At 66.8% G+C, this 24,842-nt stretch carries 21 protein-coding genes; 8 read left to right on the forward strand and 13 right to left on the reverse strand.

Annotated elements, in window-relative coordinates; translation table 11 throughout:
• Nucleotides 1-2: 2 nt before the first annotated feature.
• Nucleotides 3-1,424, reverse strand: a complete 1,422-nt coding sequence (locus ACWF99_RS05870; RefSeq protein WP_378630658.1) for a family 2B encapsulin nanocompartment shell protein — start codon at nucleotides 1,422-1,424, stop codon at nucleotides 3-5.
• Between the two features lie 1,148 nt (nucleotides 1,425-2,572).
• A complete protein-coding gene (locus tag ACWF99_RS05875) occupies nucleotides 2,573-3,325 on the reverse strand; it encodes a bestrophin-like domain (protein ID WP_378630657.1) in 753 nt (250 codons plus the stop codon).
• Between the two features lie 672 nt (nucleotides 3,326-3,997).
• Here ACWF99_RS05875 and ACWF99_RS05880 point away from each other — a divergent pair.
• Complete coding sequence (locus tag ACWF99_RS05880; protein ID WP_452534958.1) at nucleotides 3,998-4,954, forward strand: helix-turn-helix domain-containing protein; 957 nt, start codon at nucleotides 3,998-4,000, stop codon at nucleotides 4,952-4,954.
• A 77-nt stretch (nucleotides 4,955-5,031) separates the two neighbouring features.
• On the opposite strand, the gene ACWF99_RS05885 is transcribed toward ACWF99_RS05880, so the two are convergent.
• Together ACWF99_RS05885 and ACWF99_RS05890 are read right to left on the reverse strand one after the other, a co-directional pair.
• Nucleotides 5,032-6,168 (reverse strand): acyl-CoA dehydrogenase family protein, encoded by a 1,137-nt coding sequence (locus tag ACWF99_RS05885; protein ID WP_452534960.1) that lies wholly within the window; start codon nucleotides 6,166-6,168, stop codon nucleotides 5,032-5,034.
• A gap of 493 nt (nucleotides 6,169-6,661) precedes the next feature.
• Nucleotides 6,662-7,333, reverse strand: coding sequence for a TetR/AcrR family transcriptional regulator (locus ACWF99_RS05890; protein ID WP_452534962.1), 672 nt, complete (start codon nucleotides 7,331-7,333; stop codon nucleotides 6,662-6,664).
• 123 nt (nucleotides 7,334-7,456) lie between these two features.
• Between ACWF99_RS05890 and ACWF99_RS05895 the strand changes: the two genes are divergently transcribed.
• From ACWF99_RS05895 to ACWF99_RS05910, 4 genes are all read left to right on the forward strand, one after another.
• Nucleotides 7,457-8,068 (forward strand): malonic semialdehyde reductase, encoded by a 612-nt coding sequence (locus ACWF99_RS05895; protein ID WP_452534964.1) that lies wholly within the window; start codon nucleotides 7,457-7,459, stop codon nucleotides 8,066-8,068.
• Between the two features lie 69 nt (nucleotides 8,069-8,137).
• Nucleotides 8,138-10,903 (forward strand): AMP-binding protein, encoded by a 2,766-nt coding sequence (locus ACWF99_RS05900; RefSeq protein WP_452534966.1) that lies wholly within the window; start codon nucleotides 8,138-8,140, stop codon nucleotides 10,901-10,903.
• Nucleotides 10,904-10,914: 11 nt separating this feature from the next.
• Nucleotides 10,915-11,850, forward strand: coding sequence for an NAD-dependent epimerase/dehydratase family protein (locus ACWF99_RS05905; protein WP_378630648.1), 936 nt, complete (start codon nucleotides 10,915-10,917; stop codon nucleotides 11,848-11,850).
• A complete protein-coding gene (locus ACWF99_RS05910; protein ID WP_378660098.1) occupies nucleotides 11,847-12,260 on the forward strand; it encodes a nuclear transport factor 2 family protein in 414 nt (137 codons plus the stop codon). The genes ACWF99_RS05905 and ACWF99_RS05910 overlap by 4 nt, the downstream gene beginning before the upstream one ends.
• A 52-nt stretch (nucleotides 12,261-12,312) precedes the next feature.
• Here the strand turns inward: ACWF99_RS05910 and ACWF99_RS05915 are convergent, their stop codons facing one another.
• Nucleotides 12,313-13,404 (reverse strand): alpha/beta hydrolase family protein, encoded by a 1,092-nt coding sequence (locus ACWF99_RS05915; RefSeq protein ID WP_452534967.1) that lies wholly within the window; start codon nucleotides 13,402-13,404, stop codon nucleotides 12,313-12,315.
• A gap of 384 nt (nucleotides 13,405-13,788) precedes the next feature.
• Here ACWF99_RS05915 and ACWF99_RS05920 point away from each other — a divergent pair, with 384 nt between their 5' ends.
• Entirely contained in the window at nucleotides 13,789-14,244 is a 456-nt protein-coding gene (locus ACWF99_RS05920; protein ID WP_378630642.1) for an NUDIX hydrolase, read from the forward strand.
• Nucleotides 14,245-14,363: 119 nt separating this feature from the next.
• Here the strand turns inward: ACWF99_RS05920 and ACWF99_RS05925 are convergent, their stop codons facing one another.
• The 5 genes from ACWF99_RS05925 to ACWF99_RS05945 all read right to left on the reverse strand — a co-directional run bounded on the left by ACWF99_RS05925 (nucleotide 14,364) and on the right by ACWF99_RS05945 (nucleotide 21,311).
• Complete coding sequence (locus ACWF99_RS05925; protein ID WP_452534969.1) at nucleotides 14,364-16,268, reverse strand: alkyl/aryl-sulfatase; 1,905 nt, start codon at nucleotides 16,266-16,268, stop codon at nucleotides 14,364-14,366.
• Between the two features lie 179 nt (nucleotides 16,269-16,447).
• The gene (locus ACWF99_RS05930; protein WP_452534971.1) at nucleotides 16,448-17,890 is read right to left on the reverse strand and encodes an NAD-dependent succinate-semialdehyde dehydrogenase; all 1,443 of its coding nucleotides are present in this window, start codon (nucleotides 17,888-17,890) and stop codon (nucleotides 16,448-16,450) included.
• Nucleotides 17,887-19,011, reverse strand: a complete 1,125-nt coding sequence (locus ACWF99_RS05935) for an alcohol dehydrogenase catalytic domain-containing protein (RefSeq protein WP_452534973.1) — start codon at nucleotides 19,009-19,011, stop codon at nucleotides 17,887-17,889. Before ACWF99_RS05935 ends, ACWF99_RS05930 begins: the two co-directional genes overlap by 4 nt.
• The gene (locus ACWF99_RS05940) at nucleotides 19,011-20,138 is read right to left on the reverse strand and encodes an acyl-CoA dehydrogenase family protein (RefSeq protein WP_452534975.1); all 1,128 of its coding nucleotides are present in this window, start codon (nucleotides 20,136-20,138) and stop codon (nucleotides 19,011-19,013) included. Before ACWF99_RS05940 ends, ACWF99_RS05935 begins: the two co-directional genes overlap by 1 nt.
• 9 nt (nucleotides 20,139-20,147) lie before the next feature.
• On the reverse strand, nucleotides 20,148-21,311 hold the full coding sequence (locus ACWF99_RS05945) for an acyl-CoA dehydrogenase family protein (RefSeq protein WP_452534976.1): 1,164 nt from the start codon (nucleotides 21,309-21,311) through the stop codon (nucleotides 20,148-20,150).
• Between the two features lie 56 nt (nucleotides 21,312-21,367).
• On the opposite strand from ACWF99_RS05945, the gene ACWF99_RS05950 reads away from it, so the two are divergent.
• Nucleotides 21,368-21,967 (forward strand): TetR/AcrR family transcriptional regulator, encoded by a 600-nt coding sequence (locus ACWF99_RS05950; RefSeq protein ID WP_452534978.1) that lies wholly within the window; start codon nucleotides 21,368-21,370, stop codon nucleotides 21,965-21,967.
• Here the strand turns inward: ACWF99_RS05950 and ACWF99_RS05955 are convergent.
• Nucleotides 21,964-22,548 carry a QsdR family transcriptional regulator gene (locus ACWF99_RS05955; protein WP_378630628.1) on the reverse strand — a complete coding sequence of 195 codons (585 nt, stop codon included), beginning with the start codon at nucleotides 22,546-22,548 and terminating at the stop codon, nucleotides 21,964-21,966. The two genes, ACWF99_RS05950 and ACWF99_RS05955, sit on opposite strands and share 4 nt — an antisense overlap.
• Nucleotides 22,549-22,579: 31 nt before the next feature.
• Nucleotides 22,580-23,032, reverse strand: a complete 453-nt coding sequence (locus ACWF99_RS05960; RefSeq protein ID WP_378630626.1) for a MarR family winged helix-turn-helix transcriptional regulator — start codon at nucleotides 23,030-23,032, stop codon at nucleotides 22,580-22,582.
• A gap of 63 nt (nucleotides 23,033-23,095) precedes the next feature.
• Between ACWF99_RS05960 and ACWF99_RS05965 the strand changes: the two genes are divergently transcribed.
• On the forward strand, nucleotides 23,096-23,464 hold the full coding sequence (locus ACWF99_RS05965) for a VOC family protein (protein ID WP_452534980.1): 369 nt from the start codon (nucleotides 23,096-23,098) through the stop codon (nucleotides 23,462-23,464).
• Between the two features lie 51 nt (nucleotides 23,465-23,515).
• On the opposite strand, the gene ACWF99_RS05970 is transcribed toward ACWF99_RS05965, so the two are convergent.
• Entirely contained in the window at nucleotides 23,516-24,733 is a 1,218-nt protein-coding gene (locus ACWF99_RS05970) for a TerD family protein (RefSeq protein ID WP_452534982.1), read from the reverse strand.
• Nucleotides 24,734-24,842 lie beyond the last annotated feature (109 nt).

Genomic DNA, 24,842 nt, shown 5'->3' on the forward strand with positions numbered 1-24,842 from the left:
TGTCAGCCCTCGGCGCCGAGCTGCACGTTCTCGAGGATCGCGAGGGCATCGGGCACCAGCACCGCACCCGAGTAGTAGGTGCTGACCAGGTAGGAGATGATCGCTTTGTCGTCGATGCCCATGAAGCGCACGTTCAGTCCGGGCTCGTACTCGTCGGGAATTCCGGTCTGGCGCAGGCCGATCACGCCCTGTGACGATTCACCGGTGCGCATCAGCATGATCGAGGTGGTGCGGCCGGCCGAGGTGCCGATCTTGTTGCACGGCAGGATCGGTACCCCGCGCCACGAGGGCACCCGATGTCCGTTCAGCTCGGTGCTCGTCGGATAGATGCCGCGGCGGCTGCATTCGGCGCCGAAGGCGGCGATGGCCTTCGGATTGGCCAGGAAGAACGCGGGTTCCTTCCAGACCAGGGCGAGCAATTCGTCCATGTCGTCCGGTGTCGGAGCCCCGGTGCGAGTACTGATCCGCTGCTGCGGTGCGGCGTTGTGCAGCAGTCCGAAGTCGCGGTTGTTGACCATCTCGTCTTCCTGGCGCTCGCGCAGGGCTTCGATGGTCAGCCGCAGCTGCTGTTCGATCTGGTCCATCGGCTTGTTGTAGAGGTCGGCGACGCGGCTGTGGACCCGCAGCACGGTCTGGGCGATGCTCAACTCGTATTCGCGCGGGGACAGGTCGTAGTCGACGAAGGTGCCCTGCAACTGCGGTTCGCCCTCGTGACCGGAGGCGAGCTCGATCGAACTCTCGCCGTAGGGGTTGGCCCGCTCATCGGCGACGGCGTCGTCGAGCTGGGCCGCCCGCACGTGCTCGCGCAATCCTTCGATCCGTGCGCTGACCTCGGCCAGAGCGCGGTCGGTGAGGACCAGGCAGGTACACGCGGTCACCGCCTTGACGGTGAAGTCCCATGGCTGCGCATCGGCACCGAGGATCCGTTCACCGATGAACCGGCCGTCGGTCATGATCTCGAGGACGGTCGACTCCCCATAGGCGCCGGTGCCGAGCTTGTCGGCCTTGCCGTGGGCGAGCACCACCAGCTCTTCGGCCGGTCGACCGGCTTCGGCGATGATGTCGCCGGGCGCGTACCGGCGTTCGACGAAGGAGTCCGCCACCGTCTGCAGGGCAGCATCGTCGGAGTAGTCACGCAGGTAGCGCAGTTCACGCAGGTCGGGTGCGAGCACCCGCGCCTGGCCCGCGGTGTCGTAGCAGGTGATCAGGCCGTCGCCGACGGTGTAGGTGAGTCGGCGGTTGACGCGGTACACACCACCGTCGGCCTGCACCCAGGGCAGCAGTTTCAGCAGCCACCGCGAGGTGATGCCTTGCATCTGCGGCACGGATTTGGTGGTGGTTGCGAGATTTCGCGCGGCGACGGTGCTGAGGCTCAGCTGGGCGGCGGCGATGGTTCCAGAGAATGGTTCAGCCAGTTCAGTCATGAGTTCTTCCTGCTTCGAGAGACATGGGAGAAACGAGATGACACACCACGGGGAGCGAACGAATCAGTTATCCACCGGCTATCGATTGTGGCAGAAGCGACTGTAGCGGATCTTGCGCGATCTACGGAGCAAAATGAATCGAAATCTGTTGTGCGCGAAGTGAATTCAAATCTTCCTTACGATTCGCGCACGTGCCCGCAGCCAGGTTCGATCAGCCCTCGTGGCATTGCCACGAGGACGCTGGATGTCTACTTCAGAGACTCATGAGCGCCTCATCGCCGCCCTCCCCGCACCCGCGCTTCCGATGACCAGCAGCAGGGCGGTGAGCGCCCAGCGTCGCTGTTCGACCGCCACGGGCTGGGCAGCCACCGCCTCCGGCTCCTTCTCGGGCGGCGAGACAAACCGCACCGGCGTGGGGACCGGGACGGGTGGACTCGGCGGCGGTTCCACGGGTGACGGAATCGGGGCTGGGGGGCTGACCGACACGCTCGGCGGTGGCGGAGGAGGTTCTGGTGGAGGTGCCGGTTCAGGAACAGGCGGCACCGTCGGCTGCGGGGCCGGGACCGAGGGCGGTGGCGGTGGCGGTGGCGGTGGCGCAGGCAGCGGCTTCGGCGGCGCGGGAGCAGGTAACGGGAACGGCGGAGGAGCCGGAGCAGGCAACGGGAGCGGACGCGGGGCCTCCGGAACCGGCGCTTCCGGTCCATCGAACGGGCGGGCCGGAGCGGGCAATTCCAGACCACCGAGAGGCGGTACCGGCACTGGCACACTCGGCCGCTCGAACGGAGGAACAGCCGGCTTCTCGAACGGCCTTCTCGGCGCGGTCGTCTCCGGTAGATCGGGCCGGTCGCCCTGACTGGGGAGCCCGGGTTCCACGAACGGCCGCCGGGTGACCTCCGGTTCCTCGTACCGCGGCACCGACCGAGGAAGCTGCCCGGTCGTCGCGAGAGGCGGCGGTACGCGTGGCGTCTCCGCGGGTTCCGGTGGGGCCGTGGTCAACGTCCCGATTCGCGGCGTGTTTCGCGGTACGACGACGCTCGGTGGCTCGATCGACGGTGATACCGGACCTGGAACCGCACCGACCGAACCGGGCGCGAACAGGCCCACCCCCGCCAGTGCGGCAGCCCAGATCCCTCTCCGCACAGTCTTTTTCACCTCAGCTGCACCAGCACGGCATCGAAGGCCGTCGGTGCGACAGCAGCCGCTCGGCCGTAGGGGTTCTGTAGCTCGAAGATGGTGAAGATCATGAACGTCACCACCGCCGCGAAGCTGGCCACCACGACGACGTGAATGCGCGCGCTGGTGCCCGAGAACAGCAGTGACAAACCCACCGACAGAATCGCGCCGAGTGCCAGCGCCAGCCACATCATCGGCGACAGCGCGCTGCCCGCGGCCTCGATCCTGGCTTGCCTTGCCTCGTAGACCTCCCACAGCCGATCGGCTGCCGCGATCTGACGCGAACGTTGCCATTCGTCGGTGGCGGGACTGGCCGCGATGCTGGTGCGCACCGCCGACAACTGGTTCCACGCCCTGTCGTCGACGCTCCCACCGGAGCTCATGGCGGGCCATTCGACCTCGATCACCTGGCCGGTATAGGCGTGAACAGCCCTGGTGACGGTGCTGCGGGCCGGTTCCGACAATGCGTCGCCCGCCCACTGGAGCGCGAGCAGCCGGTCCGCTTCGTCCGATGCCGCCTTCGCCGCGCCGGCGTTGGTGTCGAGCACGCCGATGAGCAGGAACGACGCGAGCACCACCTGCAGTCCGCCGACGAGCGTGAACACCTGCCCCACCGACTCGTTGGTGGCCTCTCCGTCGCGACCCTTGCCGCGCCTGCGCAGCAGGTAGGCGGCGGTTCCGGCCAGTCCTGCGGCGACGATCACCCACAGCAGTGCTTCCCACAGCATGTCTCAGTAGTCCTTTGTCGTCGAGGTGGGCGAGGAATGCGCCGGAAATCACTGAAGATTGATTCTTTGACCACCTCCGAACAGGGAGGACACGATGAGGAATCCTGCGACCGTTGAACGCGGAATAGCAAGGGGGCCAACGGTGTCGAGGTTAGGCCGCAGGCATGAGTGCCGCAATAACCAGGCAAACCGTCGACGTGCCCCCGCGGTGGCCACCGGATGACCGAAATCGGCAGGCGGGAACCGCCTTCGAGGCAGTCCAGAGCCCGGCCCGCGTAGACCGTCCTGGCACGACATCCCGGCGAACCTGGCACGGAATGCGAGTGTCGTCCACGCGGTGACACCGAGATCCGACAGACCGTACTTTGGCATCGAATTACGCTGTTATCCTTGGCCTTTCGAGAGCAACTCCCATTGTCGACAGGTGCAGGCAACCGGTGACGGATCCGCGTCCTACCCGTTTCCGGCGACCGCGCACCCCCAGCGCGGAGGTGGAATATGCACAGCGAGGCGGACGCGCACAGGATCGAAACCGGAGGGCGAACCGAGCGCGGCGAGCAGCGCTCCGACCGAACGGAGGCCTATCCGAGGGTCCCAGCGCGGGAGAAGTCCGTTTTGTTCGAATTGGGGCAATCGGCGAGCGAATTGATTCGACCGGCAACTTTGTGCCCCTTGGAGCGACCGGGCCCCGCCGCCGACAAGGGTGTGGCCCTCCACGGGACGCGCGATTTGCAGCGGGTGGCGTTCGGCTGCCGCCTGCGCGCCCGGGAGGATTTCGCTGCCACGCTGTGGACCTCGAGCACCGGGTCGGTACTGGTCGCCCGGCTGCGATCCTCGGACATCACCGCCGAGCGCGGCGCCGGCGTCGGCGACGACCACTACAGCCAGTACCTGCAACTGGGTTTGATGCTGGCCGGGCGGGCCACGCTCGAGCAACGGGGTCACCGGTCGACCGCAGTGGCCGGTGAGGCTTTCGCGGTGTGCCTCGACAGCCCGTTCCGGTCGACACTCGCGCGCTGCGAGGCTCCGGCCACCGATGTGCTGTACCTCTACCTACCGGTCGATTCCCTGGCCGCGTGGGGACTGGACGCGGCCGCGGCGGGCGGCTGGTCCTGGCCGCTCTCGCGCGCGGCGGTGTCGGCGCTGATGTTCGGCCGTGATATCGCCTGTGGCGCAACAAGTCCCGATCATCTGCGAATTGTGGCGCGCATCGACGAGATCTTGTTCCGGGCGGCGATAGTCGCGCTGCTCGAACGTGATCTCACGGATGCGACGAGGGAGCTGACGACCGAGGATGTGCTGCGTCGCCGCGCGGCCGACTTCATCGACCGGAATTTCGCGGACCCGGCGGTGAATCCCGATGCGGTCGCGGTCCGGCTGCACGTGAGCAGGCGGACCCTGTTCCGGGCGTTCGAACTCCAGGGTCTGTCCGTGGGGCGGCTGATCCGCACCCGCAGGCTGGCTGCCGCGGCGAGCGCGCTCAGCGATGACACCCGTGGCCTGCGCGACATTGCCGACAGCTGCGGTTTCCGTACGGTCGATCAACTCTCCCGAGCATTCCGCGCCAAGTACGGGGTAACGCCGGCCGCCTACCGCGCCGCTCGGCGCAAGGACGCCATGGCCGGATAGTGACTCCGGTAGCCCCACGCCTGACGACAGCAGTGGCACCTGAAGTATTGGACGACAACCGATCTCGACCGAGGTGATCAACTGCTCGGCGGCGGCGCACCGGCGCCGAGCACCTCCCGGCCGATCTCACCGGCCAGCACCTCGGTCGAGTACGCCATGAGCTGCCCCGCCTCGGCGTCGCGCAAATGTCGCTGGATCGGCGACTGACGCAGATAACCCGATGCTCCACCCACGCGCACACCCAACTGGGCGACGTCCACGGCCACCTTGTTCGCCAGATACTTCGCCCGCGACAGCGTGGAGAAGAAGGCAGGGCTCGCGCTGTCGGCCTCGCGCAGACCCTGGTCGTAGAGGGCGTGGGCGGCGGCGAGCCGAACCTGCACGTCGGCGACCTCGTGTTGCACCCACTGTTGCTCGGCCAGCGGATTGCCCAGGATCATCCGCGACCGGGCGTGCGCGACCAACGCGGCGAGCGCCGCGTCGGCGATGCCGAGGGAGATGGCGGGCAACCCGGCCGGGATCACCGCGAAATCACCCGGTCCCGGTGCTCGACCACGGTATTCGGCGCGCAACACGGTGTTGTCGAAGGCCAGCAGTTGACTGCGGGTCGCGCGCAAACCGAGGGTGTCCCAGATCGGGATGATCGATACGGACTCGTCCGGTATCACCCCGAAGAACGTCGGCGCCCCCGAGACCAGCGCGTTCACCAGCAGGTAGTCCGCGATCTCACTTCCGGAGACAAACCGTTTCGCGCCGGTGAGCGACCAGCCGCCCACCACGGGGTCGGCCACCTGCTGTGGTTGCAGAAACCGGTTTCCGCTGCCCGGCTCGGACAACGCGTTGGCGAATCGTTTACCCGCGAGGAACTCCTCGGCGAAGAACGACCCCGCCGAATCCCCGGTCAGCTCCGCCAACGCCACGCCCGCACCAGCGTGCATCACCCAGATCGTCGCGATGGACGGATCGGCCTTCGCCAGAATCCGGACCACTGTCCCGAACGACTGATAGCTCAATCCGAGCCCACCCAGCCGCCGAGGCAACACCGCCCGATCAACCCCGGCATCGCGCAGCGCGGTCAACTCGGCGACCGGAATCTCGGCCCGCTCGTCATAGCCGGCCGCGTCGGCGGCAAACCCCACCGCCAGTTCGGCCACCCGATCCAGGATCTCCTGTTCGCCCACCCCTCGCGACGACCCGACCTGCGCGCTGCTCACGAATTACCCTCCGCTCGACAGGAATTCGATCACCGCGGTGACAACTGCGGAGATCATCCGACCAGGATACGCAGCGCGCCGGGCTGGAAGAAGCGGCGAAAGCATGTCCGCTCTCAACACGCTTCGTCGGCGCCGGCGCCATCACGATGGGATTCTTGTAGCTCAGCTGCTCGGACAAACGGCAATGGTCGCTGTCATGCTGTTCTTGCTGATCGGATGGATCCCCCTCCGATCTCAACGATCAGCGAGCGATGCGACTCGCCTCGACCGATCAACCGGCCGAGGCGAGTCTTCCCCGTGCACCCACGCGCCGCCGCCACGTCGCGGGGCAGGATCCATCTTAGGCGCTATAGCCTCGCGCACATCGATGCCGCGCCCATCCACGTTCGATCCGAGGATCGAATCCCCTGTGCAGCTCAATGGCAAGCGACACAAGCCCTTTGCCTACATATTCCGCACAAAAGAGCCCGCCGTCCCGACAAAGTCACGACTATCAGTTCGGATCCGCGGCCGGGCGGTAGGCGCGGACGACGAGGTGGGCGGCCTCGGTGCAGATCGTTGCGGCGTCGGCGGCACGGAGTGGGATCGTGCCGTACATCGAGGCGTGCAGGCCCTGCTGGACGAGCAGTGAGACGAACTGACGGGCGGCGGTCGACGGATCGTCGACGTCGAGCTCGCCACGTTCGCTGCGGCGGCGCAGCAGGTCGGCGATCTGCGTGACGAGCTGTTTCGGTTCGCCGTCCGCGCAGGCAGGTCGCAGCGACGGGATGCGGGCGACCTCGCTGATGACCAGGCGGCGTAGCGCGGAGGCACGCTCGTCGAGCAGGACGCGCAAGACGAGGTGGCCGATCTCGACGAGAGCGGTGGTGGCATCGAGGTCGTCGGCCTGATCCGTGCCGGTGATGTCTGTGCCGAAATTCGCGGCGACACGGCTGCGTTCGTCATCCACGGCGGCCAGGAACAGGGTTTGTTTGTCGCCGAAATGGTTGTAGGCGGTTTGTTTCGCCACGCCGGCTCGTTCGGCGATCACGTCGAGGGTCGCCCGCTCGTAGCCGTCTCGCAGGAACGTATCGATCGCGGCATCGAGGATGGCTCGACGTTTACCCGGGTCGCCGCCGTGTGGGCGGCCACCGGATCCACTCGAGCGTATGGCCGATGTCGACATGTCCGTCTGCGCCTTTCGTGGTGAGTGACCCGCGTCACCAACAGTACGGGTGGACGAGTCAGTCTATCTACTATTTACTGGACTGGACCGACTAGTCTAATCAACTCACCCTGGAGGGTTTTCATGGCGGCGACGGTATCGACCGAGCAGCTGGCACTGGACGCGGAAGCGCAGGACTTGTTGTTCCGCACCGCCCGCACGGCCAACACCTTCACCGACGAGCCGGTGACCGACGAACAGTTCCGCGCCATCTACGAACTCGTGAAATTCGGGCCGACCTCCATGAACCAGCAACCCCTTCGCGGCGTCCTCGTGCGCTCCTACCAGGCGAGGTCGCGCCTGGTCGAGGCCATGACAGAGCGCAACAAGGACAAGACCGCGCAGGCGCCGCTCGCGGTCGTCCTCGGGGCCGACCTCGATTTCCACGACGAGCTGCCCAAACTCGTTCCCTTCATGGAGAACCCGCAGAACGTCTTCGCCGACCCGGCGGTGCGCGAGAAGTCCGCCACGTTCAACGCGGCGTTGCAGGTGGCGTACCTGATCATCGGAATCCGGGCCGCGGGTCTCGCGGCAGGCCCGATGGTCGGATTCGACGCCGACGCCATCGCCCGGGAGTTCTTCCCCGACGGCAGGCACGCACCGCTGTGCGTCATCAACATCGGCAAGCCAGGCCCGGACGCCTGGATGGGCCGCCTCCCCCGGCTGGAGTACGACGAGGTCTTCGGCACTGCCTGAACATCGCGGTTCGCCGCACGTCTGATCAGTGGTTAGGTGAAAATGACTGCTACATCGATTCTTTCGACGGTGCCTGTACCGCATGCGGTACGCGACGCCGAGTCGGTACCACAAATTCTCCTGCACGCCGCGCGCCATCATCCGACCAGCGGCACGACCTATCTGCAACGCACCGGCGACGCACCCGCGGTGCGCGTCCACCGCTCTCATCCACAGCTGCTCGACGACGCCTTGCGGCTGACCGGCGCGCTGCGCGACCAGGGGCTGCGACCACAGTCGAAAGTCGTTCTCCTGCTCGATGATCACGAAGACTTCGTCACCGTGCTGTGGGCCTGTTTCCTCGGCGGGTTCGTCCCGTGTCCCATGGTCGCCCAGCCCGCCGACCCGACTCGCTGGGCGAGCGCACTGCGCCACGTCGACGAACTCCTCGAAGGCCCGCTGGTGGTGACCTCGCTCGCGATGCGCGACACCATGCCCGCCGTGTCAGGACTGGCGCCGGTGACAGTGGAATCCCTGCGGTCAGGCGAACACCAACCGTTCGTGCACCACGCGAGCACCGACGACCTCGCACTGCTGGTACTCACCTCCGGTTCCACCGGAAACGCCAAAGCGGTGTCACTCACCCATGGCAATCTGCTCAGCTCCATGGCCGCCAAGTCGGCGGTGCAGCACCTCGCCCCGGCCGATATCACCTTCAACTGGATCTCGTTCGATCACGTCGCGGCACTGCTGGAAACACACCTGCTTCCGCTGTATTCCGGAGCGCAGCAGATCCATGCTCCGAGCGAGATCGTCGCCGACGACCCGATGCAGTTCCTGCGGATCATCTCCCGCCACCGGGTGACCATGACCTTCACACCGAATTTCCTTCTCGGTCAATTGAATTCGCTGTTCGAACCGGAAAGCGACGGTGACCTACTCGATCTGTCCTGCCTGCGCCACATCGTGAGCGGTGGCGAAGCCAATGTGGTCGCGACGGGACAGACGTTCTTGCAGACGTTCGCCGCCTGCGGCCTGCACGACGCCGCGCTCTGGCCCGCGTTCGGGATGACCGAGACCTGTGCGGGCAGCATCTACAATCGCGACTTCCCCAGTGCCGACGCCGGGCAGGAGTTCGCCGCCGTCGGGCATCCGGTGCCCCGATTGCAGCTGCGGGTCACCGATGAGGAAGACCGCCCACTACCCGACGGTGCGACCGGCGAGGTGCAGCTGCGCGGACCGATGGTCACCCACGGCTACTTCAACAACGCGGACGCCACCCGCGCCGCGTTCACCGCCGACGGCTGGTTCCGCACAGGCGATCTCGGGCGGCTGGCCGACGGCAGGCTCACGCTCGTGGGGCGCAGCAAGGACAGCATCATCGTCAACGGCGTGAACTATTTCAGCCACGAGATCGAAACGGCGATCGAGGAACTCGACGGCATCTTCCCCGGCTATGTCGCCGCGTTCCCGATGCGGCGCCCCGGCAGTGACACCGAACAGCTGGTGATCGCCGTCCACACCGAGACCGGGGCCGACGAAGCCGATCTGCATCGCCTGCTGACCGCGGTGCGTTCCACGGTCGTGTTGCTGTGCGGGTTCCGGCCCGGATTCATCCTGCCGCTGGACAAGGCCGACTTTCCCAAGACGAGTCTGGGCAAGACCCTGAGGCCACGCATGCGCCAACAGCTCGAATCGGGTGGCTACGACCAGGTCATCGCCGACACCGCGGCTGTCACAACGCGTCAGCTCGGCGGATACTCGGCACCGGAGGGGAACACCGAGTCGATCCTGATCGGCGTCTACGCGGAGCTGTTCGATCTTCCGGTCACCGACATCAGCGTCACGGCGAGCTTTTTCGATCTGGGTGGCACCTCGCTAGACATCCTTCGATTGCAGCAGCAGATCACGCGCCGCTTCGAGGTGGCGCCCCTGCCGATCATCGCCATCCTGACCGCCCCGTCGGTGCGGGAGCTGGCCGCCATCGTCGACGGCGGCGGCGACGGACCGCGCCGATACGATCCGATCGTGGCGTTGCAGACCAGTGGCGACAAAACGCCGCTGTTCTGCGTCCACCCCGGCGTCGGGGAAGTCCTGGTCTTCGTCAACCTGGCGAAGTACTTCGTCGGTGATCGGCCGTTCTACGCGCTGCGCGCCCGCGGATTCAACAGCGGTGAGGAGCCGTTCCACACCTTCGACGAGATGGTCGATGTCTATCTCAGTGCCATCCGCCGACGGCAACCGCACGGACCCTACGCCCTCGCCGGCTACTCCTTCGGTGCCGCAGTGGCTTTCGAGATCGCCAAGCGACTCGAGGCCGAGGGTGAGCGGGTCGATTTCCTCGGCAGCTTCAACCTGCCACCGCATATCAAGTACCGCATGGACGAGCTGGACTTCACCGAGACCGCGGCGAATCTGGCGATGTTCCTCGACCTGATCAGCAAGCGGCAGGCCGCCGAATTACCCGCCGAACTGCGCGCACTGCCCAAGAGCCAGCAGCTCACACGCCTGATCGAGCTCGCCCCACCCGAACGGATCGCCGAACTCGATCTGGACCTGACGAAGTTCACGGCATGGGCCGAGCTCGCCGACGGACTCACCGGCCTGGGACGCACCTATTCGCCCAGTGGTGCCGTGCGCTCGATGAGCGTGTTCTGCGCGGTTCCCCTGCGCGGCACCAAACAAGACTGGATCGACAACGAACTCAGCCGGTGGGACGAGTTCACCACCGAACCCAACCGCTACATCGACGTCCCCGGCGAGCACTACACGCTGATGGGGCCACGGCACGTCACCGCGTTCCAGTCCGTTCTGCGCAAGGAACTCGACCGGGCGCTCGCCGACGCCGACCGATAGGGAGAAACACGTTGCACGGCAAGAAGATTCTGATCACCGGCGGGACCGGGCAGGTCGCCAGACCTGTCGCCGAGGCGCTCGCCGCACACAACGAGGTCTGGTGTCTCGGCCGCTTCGGGACACCCGGTGTCGAAGCGGAACTGCGCGAGGTCGGGGTGATCACGCGTCAGTGGGACATGAACGACACCACCACCGCGGGCTACGAACAACTGCCCACCGATTTCACCCACGTGCTGCACTCCGCGGTCCATCGCGGTGACGGCAGCGATTTCGAGGACGCGCTCGGCATCAACGCCACCGCCTGCGCGCGGCTCATGACACACTGCCGCACCGCCGAGTCGTTCCTGTTCGTCTCGACCGGCGCGCTCTACAAACGGCAGACCCTCGACCACGCCTATCGAGAATCCGACCCGATCGACGGCGTCGCCGACTGGCTGCCCACCTACCCGGTCGGCAAGATCGCCGCCGAAGGCACCGTGCGGGCGATGGCCAACGTGCTCGAGCTGCCGACCACGATCGCCCGGCTCAACATCGCCTACGGTCCCGGCGGATACGGCGGTGTGCCGATGCTGTATTTCCAGCGGATGCTGGCCGGGGAACCGATTCCGGTTCCGCTGGAGGGGCAGAACTGGTGTTCGCTGCTCTACACCGACGACCTCGTCGCCCATGTTCCCGACCTGTGGAACGCGGCGTCGGTGCCGGCCAGGCTCGTCAACTGGGGTGGTGACGAATCGGTGGGTATCACCGACTGTGTGCGATACCTCGAAGAGCTCAGCGGCATCGAGGCGAAACTCGTCCCCGCCGAGGTCACCCGTGAGACCTACCAGTTCGATCCCGAACTGCGCCGTTCTCTCACCGGCCCGTGCGCGGTCGACTGGCGCGACGGCATTCGCCGCACACTCGCCGCGCACCACCCGGCGCACGTGCGGCAGGTGACGTCGTCATGAGCCGCGCACAGGTGACGACGCCGAACATCGAGGCCATCCGCACGTCCTACGACGGTTTCGCCACGCGCGATGTCGGCAAGATCCTGTCCGTCATGCACGACGACGTGGAATGGGTCCACCCGGACGGCATGCACAAGTACGGCCTCGGCGGAACCAAGATCGGCCACGACGGGATCAAGCAGTTCCTCGCTCATGTTCCGTCGGTGCTCGGCGGCATGGCGCTCGATCCGGTCGAGTTCATCGAACAGAACGACCGCGTCATCGTCATGGGAACCCGCAGGGTCACCGCCCGCAGCGGGACGATCACCACCCTGCCGTTCCTGCACTCCTGGACCATGCGCCACGGCAAAGCCACGCGGATGGAAGACATCTTCGACACCGTGGCCTTCCACGCCGCCATCGAAAGCTGACACCGGCCGCGCCGTGGGCTACCCACGGCGCGGCCAGTGCACGTGTAGCTGTCTATCGAGGACCGGCGACTTCGGGTTGATCCAAGTTGTCGATCGCCTCGACGACGCCGCTGGCGCTGCGGCCGAACACTGCGTCGAAGAATGTGCGTAGCGAGGTGCGCTGCAGGTCGATGGATCGTTGTGGGTCGATCCCACCGACCGCCTTCGCTGTTGTGGCGGCGGGCAGTAGTCCTGCGGCGGTGAGTTGGGGCAGGATCGTTTGCTGGTCGCTGAAGGACATGTGCTCGGTGCCCGCGACGCGCAGGGGAATCTTCACCCCGGAGTTGGTGGGCCAGTTCGGTTCCCAGCCCGCGTTTCCATACCAGGGCGAGGCGCCGCTGGCGAGCATCAGTACCGGCTGGGCTGTCCCGTCGGTAGCGACCGAACCCAGAATCGGCCCGTCGAAGTTGACGCCGGCGCGAATCCTGGGTTCGTCGTGCAGCGACTGCACAGAGGTCGATCCGCCGAGCGAATGTCCGAACATTCCCACGTTGGACAGGTCGAGTCGCTCGCTCAGCCCGACGGGCAACCTCGTAGCCGACTGCCGGTCGGTCGTCGCAGCGGCGAGTTCGTCGAGGACGAAACGAGTGTCGGCCACTCGGGTGGGGACCAGAAGGTCTCGCAGGACTTCCTGGGGCGAATCGAGAGGAACGACCGTGTGCTCGACCCGGCCATCAGGGAAGTGAACAGCGAAGGCCTCATGAGTGTGGTTGATCGCGGCAACGACGTAGCCGTGGCTGGCGAGATCCTCGGCTTGCGCGGTGCTCCAGCCGGTGGAATCACCCATGCCGGGAGAGTTCAGCAGGACCGGGAACGGCCCGCCAGCTTCGCGAGCCGGTCGGTTCGGGTAGCTGTGGCCCGGCCCCAGGGACCATCGAGCTTCGGGCACCCCGAGTCCGGCGAGGTAGGCCTCCTGCGCTGAGCGGCCGCCGGGCGGCATCCACGCCGCCGTGGCCGCGTCACCGGCGGCCTGCGCCGGGTACCAGATCTGCACGAGGAGTTCGCGCGTGGCACCGGTCCAGGGATCGGTGCGGCGAGGGTCGGTCACCTGGAGTTCGGTGACGCCGACTGTGTTCGGCCCGGTCGGCGCCGGCAGCGACACCATGACAGATGCGCCCGGCACAGCCGGTGGTGTGCCGCAGGATGACACTCCGGCAGTGGCGGCCGCCGTGCACAGTGCCACTGCGATGGCCGCGAGACCTCGGGAACCTTTGCCTGTCAACACAACCCCCACCCCTGGATCCGGTAGTCGGTTCCCACCCTATTGGACGCAGTCCCCCATGCTGCGCCCCGCAGGCCCGTCGACCGCTCGACTGTTCCCAGCATCGACTGGATCAGCGGTCAATTGTCCAGTTTCGCTGCAGCAGAGGCCAACTCAAGCTACCCTCCGGTTCGCCCCCATCCGCGGCGTCCGGCAAGTACCGTAATAATCGGCTGTGTTCGTCGAATCCGGCCGTTGGTATCGAGTGGGTGTAGGAGTGAAGAGTCGGTGAGTCCTACGGTATCTGAGTCGGAGTTCGAGGATCTGTCCCGCCGGGCCGCGATCGACGGCACCGCACCGCGAGTCGGCGCGATCATCGATCGCGGCGGGCAGATACTACTTCTCGAGCGCCACGACACCGGTCCGATCAAGGCACCGTTGAAGCTGCCCGGCGCGACGGTGATGCACGGGGAATCCCTCGCAGCGGCGGTCGCCCGTGGCGTGCTCGAGGAAACAGGGCTGATGGTCACCGGCATCCGCCACCACGTCGGGGATTTCGACTACCTGTCCCCCGACGCCCACCCGGTTCGCCGTCTGCATTTCGCCGTCGATGTCGCCGCGACACACCCGATCCACCTCACCGCGCACGCCCGCTACGTCTGGGCACCACTCGACGGTGAGCTGCGGGTGACATCGTCCATCCGCGGCATCCTCGATACCTACCGCAACCTCGTCCTCGGATGAAATCCAGGTCTCGGCGTCACTGAACAAGATCCGGGAATTCGTGGCCCGCGGTCCGGTTGTGCCAACTCATCGACACCGCCGATCAGGATCGGTCCATCTCGCGGACCTCTCGCGGCGGATCAGGGGGTGACGATCGGGAAAGCCGGATCGAACTCGTCGAGGAGCGTGCCGAAGGTGGCGAGGACCGCCGGATCGCCCGTGATCGTGATCTTGCCGCCGTCGGCGAGCGGGACCGCGGTCTCCGGCTTCAGCAGTGTCGAGACCAGGAACGGCTTCGGTCCGGACACTGTTACCTGCGGGTTGTCGGACTTGCCTCGGCGTGCGTTGAGCACGCCGCGGCGAACCCACATCGTCCATTGCTTACCGGCATCGGTGAAGTCCAGATCGATGCGCAGGTCCACCTCGGCGGCACGATCGCCGATGATGTGCACCGCGACGAAGTCGAACAGGATGTCGATCGGCATGGCCAGGATGGTGTCCTGGCTGGCGACCACATACGGCGGTGGCTGAGTGCCCTCACGCAGTTCGAGTGCGGCCGAGAGGAAGATCCCTCGCCACTGCGGACCTTCCGCCTGGTAGCCCATCTGCTCGTAGGCGTCGGCTTGCAGGTCTTTGGCTCGCTGGTTGTCGGGCTGGGCGAACACCAATTTGTGCAGGATCTCGGCCGCCCAGCGGTAGTCGGCCGCCGCGATCGCGCGCTCACCCTCGGCGAGAATGTTGTCGGCGCCGGCGAATTCGACGAACCGATTTGCCGCGTCCACGGGCGTGTGGGGGTGCAGCGAGACCGGATCGCCGTCCCACATGCCGAGTTCCTTGGTGTACACCGCGCGCACATCGTGGTGCAGGGTGCCGTGGTAGCCGCGGTTGGCCCAGTTCCGGCCCAGCTCGTCGGGCAGTTCGATCACTTCGGCGGCCTCGAGCGGGGTGTAGCCCTTGTTGGCGAATCGCAAGGCCTGGTCGTGAATGAACTTGTAAGTGTCGCGCTGGGATTCCAGCAGGGCGGTGACGTTCTCGTTGCCCCAGACCGGCCAGGTGTGGGGGCCGTAGTGGACCTCGACGTCGTCGCCCCACCGCTCCAAAGTCTCGTCGAGATAGCGGGCGAAGTTGCGGGCGTCGCGGGTGCGGGCGCCGCGCAGCGTCTGGATGTTGTGCAGGGAATGGTTGGCATTCTCGGCGCAGGTCAACGCCTTCAACTGCGGAATCCAGATGTGCATCTCCTCCGGCGCCTCGGTGTCGGGGCTGTAGAGGAATTCGAACTCGACGCCCGCGATCTCGCGCCGTTGGCCGGATTCGGTGATGAGGTCGGTGGGTGAGATGTAGGAGATCGACGGCCCGTTCGTCGACGCGATGCCGATACCGCAGGTGACGAACCCGCGCTCACCGGGCGCGAGCAACCCGCCGAAAGCGTAGAAGCTTCTGCGCGCCATGGCATTACCGGCGACGACGTTCTCCCCGATCGCGAACTTGTCGAACTGCAGACCCGGGACGATGATCGGCACCTTGCCCGACGCCACATCCTCTGCCGAGACCACCCCCTTCACGCCGCCGTAGTGGTCGACGTGGGTATGGGTGTAGATCACCGCCGCGACGGGTTTGTCGGTGACGTGCTCACGAATGAGGTCCATGCCCTGCCGCGCGGATTCGACACCGGCCATGCAGTCGATGACGATGATGCCGTCCTCGCCCTCGATCACCGTCAGGTTCGCGATGTCGTTGTCTCTGACCTGGTAGACGCCCTTGGTCACCTCGAACAGCCCGCCCAGGCTGATGAGCTGCGATTGCCGCCACAGGCTGGGGTTCACCGAGTCCGGAACCGGCGGGTCACCACGGAGGTAGTCGAACTCGGCGGGATCGAAGACCACCCGGTCCGGATCGGCGTCGGAGTAGACGGTGCCGGGAAGTGGAGCGATGAGCCCGCGCTGCGCATCGGCGAAGTCGGCCCGGTTCTCCAGGTCGTAGAGCTGCGTCGCGGCGTGGTTGAGATCGGTTGTCGCGGCGCTGGCGGGCTTCGGCTTCTCGCACATGAAGCGCTCCTGTCGGGGTCCGGGCATCGTCGGAATCGACGATCGTCGGGCACCGCCGAGATCGCATCACACGAATTGGGTGAACCTCACCGATCGGGGTCCGCGCACGATGCTGTTGTTCACCGGCGAGGACGCCGCGAATGCGGTGTGGTCGAAGCACCCGCGGCGCGCTCGGCCCGTCATCGGTCGATGGCCAGGTACTGCGATTCCTGGTATTCCTCCAGCCCGGTGCTGCCACCTTCCCGGCCCAGCCCGGAGGATTTCATCCCACCGAAGGGTGCGGCCGGGTCGGAGATCGCACCGGTGTTCACGCCGACCATGCCGGACTGCAGGTTTTCGGCGAATTCGAGGGTGTCGCCGAGGTTTTCGCCGAAGACGTACCCGGCCAGGCCCGAGTCGGTGTCGTTGGCCAGTTGCAAGGCAGCGGCCGGGTCTGTGAAGGTGCGGATCGCGGCGACGGGGCCGAACACCTCCGAATCCCAGAGACGGGTTCGGGTATCGACGTCTGTCAGGACCGCGGGTTGCAGGAAGTGGCCGGCACCTGCGGTGTCGGTACCGACAGTGTGCAGGTGTGCGCCCTGGCCGACCGCTTCGTCGATGAGCGCGGTGATCCGCCGCACCGCCGCGTCGTCGATCACGGGTCCGATGCGGGTGGCCCGGTCGAGGCCATCGCCCACCGGCAGCGCGGAAACGGCGGCGAGGAACCGTTCGGTGAACTCCGCTGCCCGCGATTCGTGGACCAGGAAGCGGTCGGCGGCGACGCAGGTCTGGCCGGCGTTGCGCAGTTTGGCGAGCAGCGCGCCGCCGACGGCCTTGTCCAGGTCGGCGGACTCCAGGACGACGAAGGGAGCGTTGCCGCCGAGTTCCATCGAAACCCGCAGGACTCCTTGCGCGGCTTGGGTCAGCAGCGTTCGGCCGACGGCAGTGGAACCGGTGAAGGTGAGCTTGCGAAGCCGCCGATCGGTGAGAATCCGCGCCGACACCAGCGGCGCGCGCGAGGTGGTGACACAGTTGACGACGCCCGGTGGCACGCCTGCCTCCGCCAGGATCTGCATGAATGCCACTGCGGTGAGCGGGGTTTGGGGTGCGGGCTTGAGAACGACGGTGCAGCCCGCGGCGAGTGCGGGGGCCACCTTGCGGGTGACCATGGCCAGGGGGAAGTTCCACGGTGTGATCGCGAAAACCGGACCCACCGGTTGTGTGCGGACCGCGATCCGGCGACCTCCGCTCGGTGCGCGGAAGTACGCTCCGCTGCCACGGGTGGCTTCCTCGGCGAACCAGCGCAGGAACTCGGCGCCGTAGGCGACTTCGCCGCGTGCCTCGGCGAGCGGTTTGCCCATTTCCAGGGTGATCGTGTGGGCGATCCGTTCGGTGTCGGCATGCAGCAGGTGAAACGCGCGCAAAAGGATGTCGCTGCGGTCGCGCGGATCGGTGGCCGCCCAGTCCTGCTGGGCGGCCGCCGCGGCGTCCAACGCGGCCGCGGCTGTCCTGTCGTCGCCGTCGGCGACGGTCGCGATCTCGGCGCCGGTGGCGGGATTGCGCACTGACATTGTCGCCGTGCCGTCGACCCAGTCGCCGCCGATGAACTGAGCGACCGGCAGGTCGGAAAGGGTGGATGTCATCGCGGCTCCATGTCGGGTTCGAAGACGATCACCTGACGCACCGCCGCACCGTTTGCGAGTTGATCCATCGCCTCGTTGAGGTCGTCGAGTCCGATGCGGGCGGAGATCAGTTTCTCGACCGGCAGCCTGCCTGCCCGCCACATCTGCTCGTAGCGCGGGATATCGCGCGCCGGTACCGCCGAGCCCAGGTAGCTACCGACCACGGTGCGGGCCTGCGCGGTGAACAGCAGCGGCGACAGCGTCACGGTGGCCGACGGAGCCGGCAGACCGACGGTGACAGTGGTTCCTCCGGCAGCGGTGGCCAGAAAGGCGGTTTCGAACGCGTCGGGATGACCGGCGCACTCGATCACGTAGCGCGCCCGAATTCCTTGCACCGCAACCTGTTCAGGCGTGTAGGTTTCGGTCGCCCCGAGGTCGCGGGCGACCGTGAGCTTGGCGGGCAGACGGTCGACCGCCACGATGCGCCGCACCCCGATCGCGGAGGCGGTGAGCAACGCGGCCATGCCGACGCCGCCCAGTCCCACCACCATCAGGTCGTCCTCCGGCCCCGGGTCGGCGACATTGAGCACGGCGCCGCCGCCGGTCAGGACGGCGCACCCCAACAGCGCCGCGACCTCCGGCGGCACGTCGCGGCCGACCGCGACGACCGAGGCCTGGTCGATCACCGCGTGCGTGGCGAACCCGGAAACGCCGAGGTGGTGGCGCACGGGCCGGCCGGCCCTGGTCAGTCTGCCGGGGTGATGCAGGAGCTCGCCTGCCGTGTTCGACCGGGTTCCTTCGGTGCAGGGCAGTTCACCGCCGCGGGCACACGCCGCGCAGCGCTCGCACCGCGGCAGGAACGACATGACCACCCGGTCGCCCACTGTCAGATCGTCGACCTGGTCGCCGAGTGCCACCACGATGCCCGCCGCCTCGTGGCCGAGCAGCATGGGCAGCGGCCGCGCCCGATTGCCGTCGACCACACTGAGATCGGAATGGCACACACCGGCCGCTTCGATCCTGACCAGTACCTCGGTCGGACCCGGCTCGTCGAGTTCGAGGTCGTACACCCCGATCGGGCGCGACGACGCGAAGGGCCGCGGCCGGTCGGGGTGGTCGAGAACCGCGCCACGGATACGCATCAGATCTCCGCTTTCCGGTGCTCGCCCAGCGGGCCCGACAGGTAGCGCAGGTGATCGTTCGTATCGCCCAGGGTGTGTTCGATGGTGGTGAGCCGGGCGGTGTAGTGCCCGACCGGGTATTCGGCGGTCATGCCGATTCCGCCGTGCAGCTGTATGGCCTCTTGGCCGATGTGTTTGCCGGAGAGGTCGATTCGCCGTTTCGCACGGGAGGCCACCGTCGGATCGACGACGCCGTCCGCCAAGGACATCGCCGCGTACAGGTTCATGCTGCGGGCCAATTCCAGCGAGACGTACATGTCCGCCGCCCGGTGGGTGAGAGCCTGGAAGGTGCGCAGCGCGACACCGAACTGCTTGCGGGTCTTCAGATACTCGGTGGTGAGTCGCAACGCCTCGGCCATCGCACCGACCGCCTCGGCGCCCAGTGCGGCCTGCGTCGTGATCACGGCTTCGTCGATGATCGCACCGGCATCGAGATCGGTGCCGAGCAATTCGGCGGGTGCACCACGGAATTCGATCTCGGCGCCGCTACCTCCGTCGTAGGTGCGGTAGGCGGTGCGCACGACCGCTGTCTCCTCGGCATCGACCAGGAACAACGCGGTCTCGCCGGTGGGTACCACGGCCGAGACGATCAACCGGTCGGCCCGATCTCCGGAGGGCACAGGACTTTTGCGACCGGTCAGCGTCCACCGGTCACCATTGGCGACGGCCAGGGTTTCCGAACGCCTGTCCGGCCAGCGGACGCCGGGCTCGGCGTGGGCGAAGGCGAACAGCTGCTCGCCGTCGACGATTCCGGGCAGCAGGGACACACGCTGGCCTGCCGTGCCGGCCCGGCCGATCACGAGGGCGGGCAGCAGGGCGCAGTCGAAGATCGGCTCCGGCGCCAGGGTGCGGCCGATTTCCTCCAGGGCGAGCATCGTTTCGATCGGGCCGCCGCCGACGCCGCCGTCCTCGGCGGACACGGTCAGCCCGAGCAGACCGACCTCGGCGAAGTCCGCCCACACCTTCGGATCCCAGCCGGGAGCGTCGGCGATCACCTCCGCGCGGCGTCCGGGGGTGTAGTGGCGGGTCAGTACGCTGCGCACCGTGTCGCGCAGCAGGGTCTGCTCAGGGGTGAAGGTGAAATCCATGGCGGTTACTCACAGTCCGAGGATCGTCGAGGCAATGATGGTGCGCTGCACTTCGTTCGATCCTCCGTAGATGGAAGTCTTGCGGTAGTTCAGGTATCCGGCGATGGTGCGACGCGCCCAGTCGTCGGTCTCCCCTACCCGGGCGACGGCAGCGGGGCCCGCGATATCGACGAGCAGTTCGGTGACGGCCTGCTGCAGTTCGGTGCCGCGCAGTTTGAGGATCGACGAGACGGGATTCGGAGCGCCGCCACTCGAACTCGCCGCGACCCGCAGCTGCACCAGCTCCAGCGCCAGCAGCTCGTTGTCGAGATCGGCGATCCGGGCGGCGAAGCTCGCGTCGTCGAGGACCGTGCCGGTGCCGAGCCTGGTCCGGGCGGCGTATTCCTTCGCCAGCTCCAGGCGGACCTTGGTCTGCCCGACCGCGGCAATGCCGGTGCGTTCGTTGCCGAGCAGGAATTTGGCGTAGGCCCAGCCGTGGTTCTCCTGGCCGACCAGCTGATCGGCCGGGACGCGCACGTTCTCCAAGAACACCTCGTTGACTTCGAAGCCGCCGTCGATCAGCTCGATCGGCCGCACCGTCACGCCGGGGGTGTCCATCGGAAACAGCAGCATCGAGATGCCTGCCTGCTTCTTGGGCGCGGTGGGATCGGTGCGGACCAGGCAGAACATCCAGTCCGCGCTCTGGGCGGCGGTGGTCCAGGTCTTCTGCCCGTTGACCACGTAGTGATCACCGTCGCGCACCGCGACGGTACGCAGCGAGGCCAGGTCGGATCCGGCGTCGGGCTCGGAAAAGCCCTGGCACCACCAGATGTCGAGGTTCGCCGTCGCGGGCAGGAATCGCGCCTTGAGCTCCGGCGAACCGAACTCGGCGAGTACCGGGCCGATCATGTTCGTGTTGAAGGTGAGTGGCTCCGGCACCGAGGCGAGCTGCATTTCGTGATGCCAGATGTGGTGCTGCACGGCCGACCAGTCCCGGCCACCCCACTCGACGGGCCAGTGGGGTACGGCCAGCCCGGCGGCGTTGAGGATGCGCTGAGTGGTGACGAAGTCGTCCTTGCTCAGCTCGTGCATGTGTCGGTTCCGCCCGCGGATGTCTGCGGGAATCTCACGGCGGAAGAAGGCGCGCAGCTCGTCGCGGAAGGCGAGCTCGTCCTCGGTGAAGGCCAGTTGCATGGTCCAGTATGTTACATAGAGTTCCCTGTGTATCAAATGGAGGTAGGGACCCGGCCATGAGCACTTCCTTCGCGACGTCCCGATCCAGCAGCATGCAGCGCGGTCGGCTCGTCACCGCCGCGCGGACAACGTTCACCGCGCACGGCTATCACGGCACCACGATGGACACCGTGAGTGCCGCCGCCGACGTCACCAAACCTGTTCTCTACCGCCACTTCTCGACCAAGAGCGAGCTCTATCTCGCGGTGATCCTGGAGTATCTGGACGACCTCGCCGGCAGGCTGCGCAACGCCCACGACGCGGCGACCTCAGACGTCGACCGGGTCCGGCATTGCGTGGGGGTTCTCTTCGATCTCGTCGAGTCCGGCCCGCACTCCACATCAGAGCTGGTTTTCGGTGCCGGTGCCGTCGGCGACCACACCGTCGAGTCCCGAATCGCCACGGCACGGGCGGAGTTCGTCGATACGCTGGCCACCCACCTGCACCCGAACGAAAATCGGCCGCAGCGGACCCGCCTGCTCGCCGCCGGACTCATCGGCGCAACCCTGACAGCGGCAGACGAATGGCACCGCCTGCGGCAACCGACATCGCGACAGACGGCGCTGGACACCCTTGCCGGGTGGTACTGCGCGGGCCTGCGAGACAGTGGCGACTAGGCCCGAAGCAGGGCAGCCTGGACGCGACTCAGCCGCTCCACGTCACCTTGGAATCCAGCCACCGCGTCGTTGTACAGGAACGCTTCCCACAGCCGGACCAGGGCATACGCGAGGGTGGCGCGATCGATCGGCGGCTGATAGCCCTGCTCCTCGGCGCGCTCGAGCAGACCTTCCACGATCGAGACCGCCGCCGGGTGCACCACTCCGTCGCTGCGGGTGATCACGCGCAGTGCCGACGTGGATTCCTGATCGAAGTAGGTGCGCAGCGAACCGTCCTCGACCAGCCAGTGAATGGCGCTGTCGAGGATCTGCACGAGCCGCTCCCCGCCGGTGGCGGTGCTGCGCCGTTCGGCGTAGGCGACCATGCGCTCGAGCTGGCGCGCCAAGGCCGCTCCGAGCAGCCCGTCCCGGGAACCGAACCACCGGTAGATGCTGGTGCGGCCCAGGCCGAGTTGGGCGGCAATGGCGTTCGCGTCGACTCGATTACCCGCCAGGAAGACCTGCACGGCGGCGTCCAGCACGTCGTCACGGCTCGCCGCGGCCGGGCGGCCGGGAGCTCGGGTTCCTTCGGTGCGTGCCACGCCGACAGCATAGAGCGCGCCAGGGAACGGGCTATGCGCCGTCGCTGTCATCGCGCAGAGAACGGATCATGCTCCGCAGGATCCGGAACGCGCCCGACTGCTCGGCTTCGGTCATGCCGGCCAGCATTCTGACCTCGACGGACCGGACCGCCACGCTCGCCTGCTCGAGGCTTCTCCGTCCGCGAGGTGTGAGCCGCGTGGGAAGAACCTTCCCGACGGGCGCCTCCGCGGGCCTGGTCACATAGCCGTCTCGTTCCAGGGTTTGCAGCAGCACGTTCATCGTCTGCCGGGTGACGAACGCGCCCCGCGCGAGCTCGGAGTTCGACAAGCCCGGTCGCTGAGCCAGCAGCTCGAGGCAGGAGTAGTGCGTCACGCTCATCCCGAGCGGGCGCAGCACTTCCTCCATGGCGATGCGGAGCGCGCTCGACGCCTCTTTCAGCAGGTAGCCCAGTGACGTCTCCAGATCGACTCCGTCTTGACTCATGTCAGCATTCTGACATAGGTTGGTTCGTGTCAGAATACTGACACGACCGCAAAGGAGTTCACCATGCCCGCCACCGGCCCCGACTTCCTCTCACTGCAAGCACGCGACCTCGATGCTTCCCAGGCGTTCTACGAGCAATACCTCGGCCTCGTCCGCTCACCGACCGGCCCTCCACACGCCGTAGTCTTCGACACGAAACCGATCGCGTTCGCACTCCGCGACATCGTTCCCGGCAACGATCTCGCCTCCGTGCCCCAGCCCGGCATCGGTGCCGCGATCTGGCTCCACGCCACAGACGTCCAGGCCGTTCACGATGCTCTCGCCGCCGACGGCCACACCATCGTCTCCGCACCGATCGACGGCCCCTTCGGCCGAACCTTCACCTTCGCCGACCCCGACGGCTACCACATCACTCTCCACGACCGCACCTGACAGCCGGCCGATCTCCGGCTCCCGGAGCCCTGGTTCACCCCAGGAGCTGGGTCATCCTCGTGTGACGAATCGCCCGAGCAGGGGCACCGCTTCGCCGGGATGCCTGGCATCGAAGCCCTCGCCGAGGGCTTGCAGCTGCCAGTCTCCGTCGCCGCGAAAGACCTTCGCCATGGCAATCGCGGTGCACCGCATCCCGCCGGTCAGCGAATATCGGGCCAGTTCGGTATCGGTCGTGTTGTCCACCAGGCGACAGAACGCGTTGACGACCTTCTCGAAAGTGTGTCCCTGGTAAGAGGTCACGATGAACAGCAAGGTGGTGACGTGCGCCGGGACGCGGGTCAGGTCGACCAGGATCACCTCGTCATCGCCCTCGCCCTCACCGGTGAGGTTGTCACCCTGGTGCCGGATCGATCCGTCCTTGGACACGAGCTGCCCGTAATAGGCGACGTCGACCAGATTTCGGTCGGCGAACATCGCCACCCAGGCGTCGAGGTCGATCTCGATCGCACGGCGCCCGAACAGCCCGCCACGCCGGATCGGATCCCAGCCCAACCCCATCCGAATGAAGGTCAACGCGACGCCTCCGTCTTTGCGCAGCGTGACCCGCTGCCCTTTCGACAGGCTGACGGGTCGATTCTTCGACAGCCCGACCTCACCGGCGGAGACCGGTGGCGTCGCGCTCGGCGGTGGCGGGTGACCGGCAGACGCTGGAAGTGGCGGCGGATAGCTCTGGTCTGGTGTGGCGGGGTGGGCCGGCGGCGGAGGGTCATCGACTGTGACGCCGTGGTCGGTGACCAAGGCGGCGAATCCCCCCGCGTAGCCCTGTCCGACCGCGCGAACCTTCCAGCTGCCTCGGCGACGGTAGAACTCGACCGCGATCACAATGGACTCGATCGTCAACCCGTCGATCCGGTACTCGTACAACCGAATACCGGTTCCGTCCGTCACGAACACCGACGGGGCCGCGATCCGTCCGAACGTCGCACTCGCGTCGTCGAGGGTGATCACCACTCGGATCTGGGCGACATCGGCCGGGACCTGATCCAGCGAAACCGCCAACCCTGACGGTCGCCCCGGCGAGGTCGGTTGCAGGCGAACACCGGGCCCCGCCGGCTGGTTGTAGAAGACGAAGTCCGCGTCCGAGCGAACCTTGCCCTCGTCGGTGACCAGTAGCGCCGACAGGTCCGCGGCCGCATCGATCTGCACCGCGACCACGACATCGTGAACGGTCAGCGGGCTGTTCTGCCCTTTCGACAGATTCGTCGACACCGTTGCGCCTCTCACCCCCGACGAATACTTGCTTCCACTGTACGAGAATCCATTTCGCGCCGAGGGGTGAAAGCTCCACGCCCACAACACCGCCGAGGTGTCGATCGAT

The organism is Nocardia sp. NPDC055002 (assembly GCF_053608825.1).